Here is a 646-nt window from a genome sequence, read left to right as displayed (position 1 = left end):
AACCGCGGCGATGTCCCACTTGCCCGAGGAGTCCTTGGCCTGCGACTGGATGTAGGCCATCATCCACGACGGGCACGCCAGGGTCACGAAGCTGCCCTTGGCCATGCCGGCGTTCCAGTCCGCCGACCACGCGGCGATCTTGGCCGAAAGGCCCTTGTTGATCGCGTCGATCGTCAGGTCCCAGGCCTTCTTCACACCCGGGTTGGTGTCCGCGACGACCTTGTCACCGTCGTAGATACCGATCGGCTGCTGACCCAGGATCGACCGGTACATGACCGTCGGGCCGTCCATCCACGCCGAACCCTTGATGTTGGCGGCCTTGAAACGCTCGCCCGCCTTGATGTAGTCCTCCCACGTCGGCCACAGCTTGGAGACCTCGTCGCGGTCGGTCGGCAGACCCGCCTTCTCGAAGAAGTCACGCCGGTAGCACATCGCCATACCACCCACGTCGGTGCCCAGACCGATCACCTCACCGGAAGCCGCCGAACCCTGCTGCCACTTCCACGCCGGCCACTGCGCCTTGATGTCGTTGGCGCCGTAGTCGGTCCAGTTGTAGAACTTGCCCGGGTTGGCCGTGAACTGACCCGCCCAACCCTCCTCGATCGCCTCGATGTCCGCGGCACCGGTGTTCGTCGCCAGGTGCGCC

The 646-nt window shown here is 65.3% G+C and carries 1 pseudogene; it reads right to left on the bottom strand.

Going from position 1 to position 646, the window contains the following annotated elements:
- Positions 1-646 (bottom strand): annotated as a pseudogene (locus tag Cba03nite_RS39460) (ABC transporter substrate-binding protein); the annotation flags it as partial.

It is taken from the genome of Catellatospora bangladeshensis (genome assembly GCF_016862575.1).
GTDB classification, from domain to species: Bacteria; Actinomycetota; Actinomycetes; order Mycobacteriales; family Micromonosporaceae; genus Catellatospora; species Catellatospora bangladeshensis.
This window is presented reverse-complemented; position numbering and strand designations above follow the sequence as displayed.